Source organism: Micromonospora sp. C95 (genome assembly GCF_018070465.1).
Taxonomy (GTDB): domain Bacteria; phylum Actinomycetota; class Actinomycetes; order Mycobacteriales; family Micromonosporaceae; genus Micromonospora.
In genome coordinates this window covers 33,426-44,969 of record NZ_JAGPXT010000009.1, presented here as the reverse complement: position 1 = coordinate 44,969, position 11,544 = coordinate 33,426, and the positions used below count along the sequence as shown (strand labels likewise).

General features: G+C 70.8%; 8 protein-coding genes. 2 read left to right on the top strand and 6 right to left on the bottom strand.

All coding sequences use genetic code 11. The features are described from left to right. Window positions 1-35: 35 nt before the first annotated feature. The 6 genes from KBX00_RS13255 to KBX00_RS13230 form a co-directional block, all read right to left on the bottom strand. Window positions 36-1,211, bottom strand: coding sequence for a Gfo/Idh/MocA family protein (locus KBX00_RS13255; RefSeq protein WP_374225299.1), 1,176 nt, complete (start codon window positions 1,209-1,211; stop codon window positions 36-38). Between the two features lie 54 nt (window positions 1,212-1,265). Beyond that, the gene (locus KBX00_RS13250; protein WP_210826713.1) at window positions 1,266-2,318 is read right to left on the bottom strand and encodes a substrate-binding domain-containing protein; all 1,053 of its coding nucleotides are present in this window, start codon (window positions 2,316-2,318) and stop codon (window positions 1,266-1,268) included. Window positions 2,319-2,408: 90 nt separating this feature from the next. Further along, complete coding sequence (locus tag KBX00_RS13245; RefSeq protein ID WP_210826712.1) at window positions 2,409-3,527, bottom strand: ABC transporter permease; 1,119 nt, start codon at window positions 3,525-3,527, stop codon at window positions 2,409-2,411. Then, window positions 3,524-5,098 (bottom strand): sugar ABC transporter ATP-binding protein, encoded by a 1,575-nt coding sequence (locus tag KBX00_RS13240; protein WP_301547879.1) that lies wholly within the window; start codon window positions 5,096-5,098, stop codon window positions 3,524-3,526. The genes KBX00_RS13245 and KBX00_RS13240 overlap by 4 nt, the downstream gene beginning before the upstream one ends. After that, window positions 5,095-6,273 carry an ROK family transcriptional regulator gene (locus tag KBX00_RS13235; RefSeq protein WP_210826711.1) on the bottom strand — a complete coding sequence of 393 codons (1,179 nt, stop codon included), beginning with the start codon at window positions 6,271-6,273 and terminating at the stop codon, window positions 5,095-5,097. The genes KBX00_RS13240 and KBX00_RS13235 overlap by 4 nt, the downstream gene beginning before the upstream one ends. A gap of 183 nt (window positions 6,274-6,456) precedes the next feature. After that, window positions 6,457-7,620 (bottom strand): YhjD/YihY/BrkB family envelope integrity protein, encoded by a 1,164-nt coding sequence (locus KBX00_RS13230; protein ID WP_301547878.1) that lies wholly within the window; start codon window positions 7,618-7,620, stop codon window positions 6,457-6,459. A gap of 647 nt (window positions 7,621-8,267) precedes the next feature. Here KBX00_RS13230 and KBX00_RS13225 point away from each other — a divergent pair. Together KBX00_RS13225 and KBX00_RS13220 are read left to right on the top strand one after the other, a co-directional pair. Further along, complete coding sequence (locus tag KBX00_RS13225) at window positions 8,268-10,478, top strand: TRAP transporter permease (RefSeq protein WP_374225295.1); 2,211 nt, start codon at window positions 8,268-8,270, stop codon at window positions 10,476-10,478. Between the two features lie 17 nt (window positions 10,479-10,495). Next, window positions 10,496-11,515, top strand: a complete 1,020-nt coding sequence (locus KBX00_RS13220; RefSeq protein WP_210826710.1) for a TAXI family TRAP transporter solute-binding subunit — start codon at window positions 10,496-10,498, stop codon at window positions 11,513-11,515. Window positions 11,516-11,544: the final 29 nt, after the last annotated feature.

Below are 11,544 nucleotides of genomic sequence, written 5' to 3'. Positions count from 1 at the left end.
GTGGCCGGCCCTCGCCGGTCGGCTCCGGAGGTGGTTCAGGCGGCGACCGGCGCCGGTGACGGCTCCACCTGGGCCCAGGAGGAGCCCAGTTCGGCCGAACGGGTCACCGCGTCCAGCACCAGTTGCACCTGCAACGCCTCGGCGAACGAGGGCGACGGGTCGGTGCCGGTCGCCACCGCCTCGATGAAGTCGCGCATCTGGTGCGTGAAGGAGTGCTCGTACCCGATGATGTGGCCCGGCGGCCACCAGGCCGACAGGTACGGGTGCTCGGCCTCGGTCACCAGGATGCGGCTGAACCCCTGCTCGGCGGCGGGCCGGGTGGCGTCGAGGAACTCCAGTTCGTTGAGGCGCTCCAGGTCGAAGGCGACGCTGCCCAACGACCCGTTGATCTCCACGCGGAGGGCGTTCTTGCGTCCGGTGGCGAACCGGGTCGCCTCGTACGTGGCGAGTGCCCCGCCGTCCAACCGGGCCACGAAGATGGCCGCGTCGTCGACGGTGACCGGGCCGGTGGCGGCCCCGGCCCCGTCGGCCTGCGCCGCGAGCCCGCTCGACTCGGCCGGCAGCGGCCGCTCCTTGACGAAGGTCTCGGTGACCGCGCTGACTCCGCTGATCAGCTGGCCGGTGACGTACTGGGTCAGGTCGATGATGTGCGCACCGATGTCACCCAGCGCACCGGAGCCCGACACCTCCTTACGGAGCCGCCAGACCAGGGGGAACTGCGGGTCCACGATCCAGTCCTGCAGGTAGGTGGCCCGGACGTGCCGGATCTCGCCGAGCCGCCCGTCGGCGATGAGCTGGCGCATCAGCGCCACCGCGGGCACCCGCCGGTAGTTGAAACCGCACATCGACCGCGCTCCGCCGGCCCGGGCGGTGGCCGCCGCGGCGGCCATCTCCCGCGCCTCGGCGACCGTGTTGGCAAGCGGCTTCTCGCACAGCACGTGCTTGCCCGCGGCTAGCGCGGCCAGCGCGATCTCGGCGTGGCTGTCACCCGGCGTGCAGATGTCGACCACGTCGATGTCCGGACGATTCACCAGCTCCCGCCAGTCGGTGGTGTGCTCCTCCCAGCCGAGCCGGTCGGCGGCCTCGGCCACCTTCGCGGAGTCCCGGCCGCAGACGAGCGCCATCCGGGCCCGCGCGGGCAGGTCGTACACCCGGTTCACGGTGCGCCACGCCTGCGAGTGCGCGGCCCCCATGAACGCGTAGCCGACCATGCCGACCCGCAGTTCGTTGTTTGTCGTGGACAAGGTGGGTCTCCCCCCGTTGTGTCAGAACCCGAGCTTGAGGTAGTCGCTCGCGTTCTCCTTGGTGATCGTTTCGGAGGCGAGGACGATCTCCTTGGGAACCTGGAGTTCCACCAGGTCGGACATGCCCCGGCCCTGGCCGATGAGGCGGGCCAGCGAGATCGCCGAGGACGCCATCGACGGGCTGTAGGTCACCGTGGCCTTCAGCACCGTGTTGTCGGCCAGGATGTCCTCCATCGCCTTCTTCGAGCCGGCGCCGCCGACCATGAAGAACTCGTTGCGGTTGGCCTGGCTGATCGCGGCCAGCACGCCGATGCCCTGGTCGTCGTCGTGGTTCCAGATCGCGTCGATCTTCGGCTCGGCCTGTAGCAACTGGGCCGCCTCCCGCTGCCCGGTGTCCACGGTGAACTCGGCCGCCCGCCGGTTCTTCACCTTCAGGCCGTGCTGGGCCAGGGTGTCGTTGAAGCCCTTCGTACGCTCCTGGGTCAGCTCCAGCGAGTCGATCCCGGCGATCTCGGCGATCACCGGGTTGCTGACGCCCTTGGCCTTCAGCTGCTCGGCGATGAAGGTGGCGGCGGAGACGCCCATGCCGTAGTTGTCGCCCTTGATCTGCAGCCGGTACGCCTTGGCGTCCGGGAAGGCCCGGTCCAGGTTGACCACCGGGATGCCGGCCTGCATCGCCTCCAGCCCGAACGAGTTCAGCTCCTTGCCGTCGTGCGGCAGCAGCACGATCACGTCGGGCTTCTGGGAGATCAGGGTGGACAGCGCCGCCCGCTGGGCCGCCGCGTCCGCGCCCGCCTCGACGATGTTGAAGGTCACGTCGGAGTACGCGGCGGCCTGCGCCTTGGCGTTGTTGGTGATCGCGGCGATCCAGCCGTGGTCGGCCGCCGGCGCGGAGAAGCCGATGGTCACCTGCTTGCCGGGCTCGGCGTTGGCGTTGCCGTCGGCCGCCTTAGTCTGCGCCTCGGTCGGCGACTGCTCGTTGCTGGTACAACCGGCGAGCAGTACGCCGGCGCCGACGGCCGCCCCGCCGAAGAGCAGCCGGCGCCGCGACATGTCGCGACTGTGCTGGGTCATGACGACCTCCTGGTTATCAAGTGGTGGGGATTTTGGGTGTACGGATCCCGGCCACCGTCGGTTGCGCGGATGGCCCGGACGTAGCGGTGGTCAGCTCGTGGTGAGCCGGTTACGACGGAAGAACTGGGAGAGACTGCCGAACTGGATCTGCTGGATCAGGACGGCGGCGACGATGATGCCGCCCTTGACCATGTTCTGTGCCTCGGTGGAGAGGCCGTTGATGGCGAAGAGGTTGGTGATGGTGGCGAAGATGATCACACCGAGCAGGGAGCCGACGATGGTGCCCCGCCCGCCGCTGAGCAGCGTGCCACCGATGATCACGGCGGCGATCGCGTCCAGTTCGTAGAGGTTCGCCATCGCCGCTTGGGCCGAGGTGGCCTGCGCGGTGAGCATGATGGCGGCGATGCCGCAGCACAGGCCGGACAGCGCGTACAGCAGCAGGGTGTGCAGCTTGACGTTGATGCCGGCCAGCCGGGCGGCCTCCGGGTTGCCGCCGACGGCGACCGTGCGCCGCCCGAAGGTGGTGCGGTTGAGCAGCACCCAGCCCGCGGCGACCACGGCGGCCAGGATGTAGACCAGCAGCGGGATGCCGAGCAGATCCGTGCTGGCGATGCCGTTGATCGTGCTGTTCTGCGAGATCTGGGTCTGCTTCTGGGAGATCTCGGCGGCCAGTCCGCGCGCGGCGACAAGCATGGCCAGCGTCGCGATGAACGGCACCAGCCGTCCGTACGCGATGAGCGTCCCGTTGACCAGGCCGACCGCCACCCCGACGATGATCGCGGTAAAGATCATTCCGCCGGCGCCGAAGCTCTGGGTCGCCACCGTGGTGCACCAGACCCCGGCCAGCGCCACGATCGCGCCGACCGAGAGGTCGATGCCACCCCCGATGATCACGAAGGTCATCCCGACGGTGACCACGCCGACCACCGAGGCGAGCTTCAGGATGCTGAGCATGTTCGCCCAGACCCAGTCCGGGTTGGCGTACAAATCCCAGCGGGTGGCCGCTCCGATCACGAACAGAGCCAGCAGCACCCCGATCAGGGCGAGATTCCGCTTGGCGCCCTCACCGCCGTCGCCGTGCCACCAGGAGAGCCCGCCGCTGGGGCCCGCCGTGGCGGTCGGCGTGGCGTGCCCCGCCGCCTCGGTCTCGGCCGGGTCCACCGGCGGCGACTGCGCCGGCAGCTTGGTCGTGGGCGGACTATCGGTCATGCCGCTGCGCCTTCCATCAGGGACCCCGCGATGACGAGGTCGAGCACCGTGGGTTCGTCGAGTTCGTCGGCGGGGGCCGTACGGACGACCCGTCCCTCCCGCATCACCAGCACCCGGTCGGCCAGGCCGAGCACCTCGGGCACCTCACTGGAGACCAGCAGCACACCGACGCCCTGGGCCGCGAGCTGCCGGATCACCTGGTACAGCTCGGCCCGGGCACCGACGTCCACCCCCCGGGTGGGCTCGTCGAGCAGCAGCAGTTTCGTGTCGCCGAGCAGCCAGCGACCGACCACCACCTTCTGCTGGTTGCCGCCGGAGAGCGTGCGTACCGCCCGGCGGACGTCACGCGGGCGCATCTCCAGGCTCTCGGCGATCCGGTCGGCCTCCGCCCGTTCGCGGCCCATGTTGGTGAACCCGAAGCGGGCGTAGCGCGCGAAGGTGGCGAGGGTGACGTTTCGGTAGATCGGCTCACCGAGCAGCAACGCCTGGCTCTTACGCTCCTCGGGGGCCATGCCCATGCCGGCCTTGACCGCCGCGCCGACGCTGCCGGGGCGCAGCGCCCGGCCGGCCATCCGCACCGAACCGGTCTCGGCCGCCCGCGCACCGTAGATCGTCTCCAGTAGTTCGGAGCGGCCGGAGCCGACCAGGCCCGCGATGCCGACGATCTCGCCCGCCCGGACGGTGAGTGACACGTCGGCGAACTCGCCGGTGCGGGTCAACCCGTCGACCTGGAGCAGTTCGTCGCCGACCACGGTCTCGGCGGGGCGGTCCGGGAAGACGTACTCGATGTCCCGGCCGGTCATCCGGGAGACCAGGTCGCTGGTCGGGGTCTCGCGGGCCGGCAGGTTCGCCGCCGTGGTCCGGCCGTCCTTGAGAACGGTCACCCGGTCGCCGATCTCGCGGATCTCCTCCAGCCGGTGCGAGATGTAGATGACCGCGATGCCCTGCGCGGTCAGCTCGCGGATGATCCGGAAGAGGTTCTCCACCTCGTCGTGGGCAAGCACCGCGCTCGGCTCGTCCATGATGATCAGCCGGGCCTCGTGGGACAGCGCCCGGGCCATGCTGACCACCTGCTTGCCGGCCGCCGGCAGGGCCCGCACCATCCGGTTCGGTGGCATCTCGGCGTGACCGAGCCGGTCAAGGATCTGCCGGGTCCGGCCGGCCATGTGGCCCCGGCGGATGAAGCCGAACCGACGCGGCTCGTGGCCCAGGAAGGCGTTCTCCGCCACGGACAGATCCGCGACCAGGTCGAGTTCCTGGTAGATGGTGGCGATCCCGGCGCGCATCGCGGCCTGCGGGTTGGCGAAGGCGACCCGCTCGCCGAGCCACTCGACGTGCCCGGAGTCCGGCCGGTGCACCCCGGCGAGTACCTTGATCAGGGTGGACTTGCCGGCGCCGTTCTGCCCGAGCAGGCAGTGCACCTCACCCGCGCGTACCTCAAGTTGCACCCCGTCCAGCGCGCGTACGCCCGGGAAGGTCTTGACCACGTCGGTCAGGCGCAGTACCACCTCGCCGGTGGTCGTCTCGACCGGCGTGCCGCCGGTCCCGCTCACGGCGTCGTGCCCGGTCATGCCGCCTCCCCGAAGGCCAGGTCGCTGGCGAGTACCGCGGCGCCGGCCACGCCGGCCCGTGGGCCGAGTTCGGAGAGCACCACCGGCAGGTTGCCGGTGGCCAGCGGCAGCGAGCGGCGGTACACGACGCTGCGGATCTCGGCGAGCAGGATGTGCCCGAGCTGGGCGAGCCCGCCGCCGATCACGATCATCGAGGGGTTGGTGAAGCTGACCAGCCCGGCGAGCACGCCGCCGACCCGCCGCCCGCCCTCGCGGATGAGCTGGATGCAGGTCACATCGCCTTCGAGGGCCCCGGCGGCGACATCGAGGGCGGTGACCTCGCCGTTTGCCTCCAGTCGTTCGGCCAGGGCGGGTGAGGTGCCGGCCCGCGCGGCGGCGCTGGCGTCCTTGGCCAGGGCCGCACCGCTGAAGAGCGCTTCCAGGCAGCCGGCGTTGCCGCAGGAGCAGATCGGCCCCTGCGGATCGACCTGGATGTGGCCGATGTCGCCGGCACACCCGTCGGTGCCCCGGTAGACGTCGCCGCTGAGGTAGATCCCGCAGCCGATGCCAGTGCCGATCTTGACGAAGAGGAAGTCGTCGACCGAGTGGGCCACCCCGCCGTGCCGTTCGCCGATGGCCATGATGTTCACGTCGTTGTCGACCACCGCCGGGCAACCGTGCTCGCGGGTGAGCAGTTCGCGGACGGGGAAGCGGTCCCAGCCGGGCATGATCGGCGGTGAGACCGGCACGCCGTCGCGGAAGCTGACCGGGCCGGGCACCCCGATGCCCACGGCGTTGAGTCGCTCGTAGACGCCGTCGACCCGGGCCTTGTGCAGCAGCTCGTTGACGCGCTGGAGGATCACCTTGGGGCCGGACCGGATGTCGGCCGCCTCCGCGTACGCCGCCACCGGCTCCAGCCGGCCGTTGACGACCTCCACGTCGATCGAGCTGGCGCCCAGGTCGACGGCCGCGAAGCGCAGCTCCGGACTCAACTCGACAAGCGTCGATCGCCGCCCGCCCCGGGAGGCCGCCTTGCCCGCCTCCGCCACGTAGCCGAGGGCGACCAGCCGCTCCAACTCGGCGAGCAGTCGAGGCCGGGGCATCTCCAGCCGGTCGGCGAGTTCGGCCCGCGACAGCGCTCCCTCGTCGCGCAACAACCGCAACAGCCGGACGTGCAGGGGGTCGGCGTTGGGCACGGGCTCACCTCTCCCAGCGGGATATTCACCTCGGCGAAATGCCGACGTGTGGTGCCCGACACAGTAGGAGGCTTCAACCTGCGCTGTCCAGACCTTAGAGCATTTTGGTGGCAACTTTTGCCTGATCTAGCAAAAGTTTCGGCGGAAGGCAGCGGCTAGTTAGGTGCGGATGCGCCCGAAAGGTCACTGGGAAGGCGATTCACCACCCTTCGGGCGCAGCTTGCGGTCATCGCGCAACTCAACGTAGGGCTCGCGATCGACCGGCCGGAGGCCACCGCTGATCGCCCGCGCCCGCGCCAACTCGGCATCGAGCTCCGCACCGAACAGGATCGCGATGTTGCTCAGCCAGAGCCAGACCAAAAAGATGATCACCCCGGCGAGCGCGCCGTAGGTCTTGTTGTACGAGCCGAAGTTGCCGACGTAGAACGCGAACAGGCCGGAGACCAGCAGCCAGATCAGCACCGCCAGCAGTCCACCGGGACTCACCCAGCGGAAGCCGCCCAGACGCGCGTTCGGCGAAGCCCAGTAGAGGATGGCGAACATCAGGCTGACCAGGATCAGCAGCACCGGCCACTTGGCGATGTCCCATACCGTCACGGCCGTACGCCCCACCCCCAGCGCGGCGCCGACCTCCTCGGCGAAGCGGCCGGTGAAGACCACGATCACCGCACTGACCAGCAGCAGTACGCCGATCACCGCGGTGACCCCCACTCGGATCGGCAGGGTCTTCCAGATCGGCCGCCCCTCCGGCACGTCGTAGATCGCGTTGGAGGCGCGCATGAAGGCGGCGACGTAACCGGAGGCCGACCAGAAGGCGGCCAGCAGACCGATGATCGCGGCGACACCGGCCAACCCGCCGCTCTGCGAGGCCTGTTCGATGGCGGTGTCGAGAATCTGGCGGATGTTCTGCTCGGGCACCGACTCCGCGACGGTGTCGCGTACCGTCCGGGTGGCCTCTCGGCCCAGCAGGCCCAGCAGCGAGACCAGCACCAGCAGGCCCGGGAAGATGGAGAGCACGCCGTAGTAGGTGAGCGCCGCGGCCCAGTCGGTCAGGCTGTCGTCGCCGAACTCGCGCACCGTCCGGCGCATCGCCGCCACCCACTCGCCCCGCGACAGCCGGCCCGGATGCGCTGGCGTGTCACGGTCGGCGTCCGGCTCCGGCCGTTCCGGCGGGGCGCTGTCCGCGCCCGACTCGTCCCGCCGCACCTCGCGCGCGTCCTCGGTGTCCGGCTCGTCCCGCCGCACCGCGCGGGCGGGGTCGGTGTCCGGCTCGTCCCGCCGTACCGCGCGGGCGGGGTCGGACTCCGGGTCACGCCGGTCTGGACGGGAAGACTCCTCGGAGGCCATCGCCCCTCCCCTCGGCTCCGCTCGCGGTGATCGTCGAGGACACATGCCCAGCCACCGACGGGAAGTAACCCACCCGAACCCGGCACGCGCGGCAGGCGACCGCCGCCGGTCGCCCGACCGGTCACCTCGGCCGGCGGCGAAGCCGCCGGGCGAGGGTCGAACCAGCCGGCACGCAAACCCCGATCTCACTCTTGGGAAATGCATCGAACTCGCTTCCCGTCGACGGGAGCCGGGCGAATCCGTTCACTGCGGGAATGGTCCCGTCACCGCCCGCCGGAGCGGCCGACATCCCGGCGATGCGACTCGGCGCACACCCCGAGCCACGGCCTTAACGGCGTCGACCGCGTCGCGACCCAGGCGACTCGGGTCGACACCCACCGTAATTCGATGCACGGAGAGTAACCGCCCAAGTAAGTTTATTTGCCACCCGGATGGTCACACGGTGGCCGCCAATGTGGCAAAACGGGCGTCGCCCGTCACGCCGCCCGGCGCCGCGCAACGCTCCATCGGCACGTCCGGGGCAGATCATGAACACTATTCTTAATTGTTCCCACTTCGAGTGGCGTGAACAAATGTAACGTCACTCAGCGAAGCGATGTTCGACAATGTCCCCCAACGCGGAGTCAATTCGCGTATCGTCCCCCCTCGTGTCGGCTATCCGATTCACCGAAGATTCCGGACCGCAGCGTCACGGCGGACACGGCCGAGTGGCGGAGGCGGAGGCGACGGCCCTGCCGACCGATTCGGCCGGGATCGATTCGGCCCGAATCGATCCCGGCCGGATCGATTCGGCCGAACTCGCCGGCCGATTCGAGGACGAGAAGCCGGGACGGGTGCTGACCGGGCCGGTCGCCCTCGCCCTGACCACGGCCACCCTGGCGATCGGCCTGCTCGCGCTCTGGCAGGTGTTCCGGCCGCTGGCGCAGGGCAGCAAGTACTACCTGATCTTCTTCCTGGCCGGCGTACTCCCGTTGGTCTTCCTCGCCTACCCGGCCGACCTGCGGCTGCCGCGCCGGCTGCGGGCGGTGCTCGCGGGGCGGCGGCCGTCGGCCTCGACTCCCGACGCGACCGCTACCGCGACCGGCCGGACCGGGCCCAGCCGCGTCGACTGGCTGCTGGCCGTCGCGGCGCTGGCCGGCTGCCTCTACCCGGTGCTGCCGATCGCCCTGGCCGGCGGTGGTAGTGGCTACGACGCCTTCCTCGACCGGCAGGGGCTGCTGGTCGGGATGGACGTGGCGATGGGCACCCTCCTGCTGCTCCTGCTGCTGGAGGGATGCCGGCGCACCACCGGCTGGATCCTGCCCGCCGTCTGTGTGGTCTTCCTCGGCTACGGCTACTACGGCGGGCTGCTGCCGCAGACCTGGGCGGTGGCGCACGCCGGGCTGGACTTCGGGCAGTTGGTCGATGCCTTCTACAACTCCGACAGCGGCTTCTACGGGACTCCGCTGGACGTGGCCGCCACGTACATCGTGCTGTTCACCATCTACGGTGCGGTGCTCGACCTGTCCGGCGCCGGCCGGTTCTTCGTGAACCTGTCCGCGGCGGCGTTCCGGCGCTCGCGTACCGCCGCCGGTCGCACCGCAGTGGCCTCCGGTTTCCTGCTCGGCACCGTCTCCGGCTCCGGTGCGGCCACCACCGTCAGCATCGGCGCGGTGACCTGGCCGATCCTGCGGCGTGCCGGCTACCCGGCGGAACGGGCCGGCGGGATGCTCGCCGCCGCCGGCGTGGGCGCCATCCTGTCCCCACCGACGCTCGGCGCGGCGGCCTTCATCATCGCCGAGTATCTCGGCGTGTCCTACCTCCAGGTGCTCGGCTGGGCGATGGTGCCGACCGTCCTCTACTACCTCGGCATCGTGCTCTCCGTGGAGATCGACGCGCGGCGCTCCGGAGTGCGGCCGGCAACCCTCGCGGCCGGTTCCGCCTGGCGGCTGCTGGCCCGCTCCGGCTACCACTTCGCCTCCCTGTTCGCCATCGTCGGGCTACTCGCCGTCGGGCTCTCGGCCACCCGGGCCGTGGTGCTGGCCACCCTGCTCGCGGTCGCCCTGTCCTTCCTGGACCGGGCACACCGGCTCACCCCGGCCCGGCTGGTCGCCGCCCTCTCCACCGGCGTACGCGGCGTCCTCGCCGTCACCGTGGTCTGCGCGGCGGCCGGCGTCATCACCGCCACCACCACCAAGACCGGTCTCGGTCCGCAGGCCGCCGCGCTGCTGGTCGGCGCCGCGAGCACAGTCAGCTCCGAGCCGGCCGTGGTGCTCGCGCTTACCGCGCTGCTCGCCGCCGTCGCGCTCAGCCTGCTCGGCCTGGCGGTTCCGGTGACCGCGTCGTTCGTGATCGGCTGGGTGATCATCGGACCGGCCCTGCTGGATCTCGGCGTCAGCGCTCCCGCCGCCGCCATGTTCGTCTTCTACTTCGCGGTGCTGTCCGAGGTGTCGCCACCGACCGCGCTCGCCGCCGTCGCCGCCGCCGCGGTCACCGGCGGACGGCTGGTGCCGACCATGTGGCACACCCTGCGGTACGCGCTGCCGGCGTACCTGATCCCGCTGGCGTTCGTGATCACCCCGACCGGACTCGGCCTGCTCGGCATCGGCGGTCCCCGACGCATCCTCGTCGCGACCGTCGTCACGGCCCTCGGTGTCGCGGTGCTGGCCGTCGCGGCCGGCGGCTGGCTGCCCGGCGTCGGCCCGGCGGGCGTGCCGGAACGGGTGATCGGGGTGGCCGCCGGCCTGACGCTGCTCTGGCTGCAACCCGTACCCGTCGCGATCGGCGCCGTGCTGGCCGGCGTCATGACGGTGGGCGTGTTCGTACGTCGCGGATCCGCCGGCCCCTCCGGTGGGACGCGAGCCGGATCACCGGCATGACCCAGGAAGGAGACAGTGTGGGACGGATCAACGCGCGGCTCGTGGCGGGGGTGGGAGCCCTCACCCTCGTCGCCGCCGGCGCCGCCGGTTGCGGAGGCCGCCAGGGCGCCGCGGCCACGGACGACGCCGCGAGCGCCGTCACCTGCGAGGTGGCCGACAACACCCGGGTGGGCATCGCCACCGGCAACGCCACCGGCGTCTACTACGTGGTCGGCAACGCCCTGGCCGGGCAGCTGTCCGACAGCACCGGCGGCCGGTTGACCGGCACCGCGGCCGAGACCGGTGCGTCGGTCCAGAACATCGAACAGCTCGTCGGTGGCCAGTACGACGTGGCCTTCTCGCTGTTCGACACGGCCGTCAACGCGGTGGAGGGCAAGGACAGCTTCAGCGCACCGCAGCCGGTCGAGGCGCTGGCGCGGATCTACGACAACTACACCCAGGTGGTCGTCCGGGCCGACTCGGGAATCAACTCGGTGGCCGACATGCGCGGCAAGAAGATCTCGACCGGCTCCCCCAAGTCCGGCACCGAGGTCATCGCGAACCGGCTGCTGGAGGCCGCCGGCCTGAACCCGGCCACGGACGTGCAGGCCCAGCGGCTCGACCTCACCAAGACCGTGGAGGGCGTCAAGGACGGCACCGTCGACGGCTTCTTCTGGTCCGGCGGCCTGCCCACCGGCGGCGTCACCGACCTGTTCACCACCGCCGGTGACAAGGTGAAATTCATCGACGTCACGCCGTTGCTGCCTAAGATGAGCGAACTGAACCCCGCGTACCAGGCCGGCACGATCGGCAGGGACGTGTACTCCACGTCGGCGGACACCCCGACCATCGTGGTCCCGAACGTGCTGCTCGTCCGCAAGGACCTCGACGCCAACGTGGCCTGCGCCATCACCCGGACCGTGTTCGAGAAGAAGGACGCGCTGGCCCAGGCCAACCCCGCTGCCAAGGGCATCGCCCTGGACACCGCCCGCAAGACCGACCCGGTCGGTCTGCACCGGGGCGCGGCCAAGGCGTTGCAGGACCTCGGCGCGAGCTGACCGACGGCGGCCGGGCCGGCGCCTCCCCT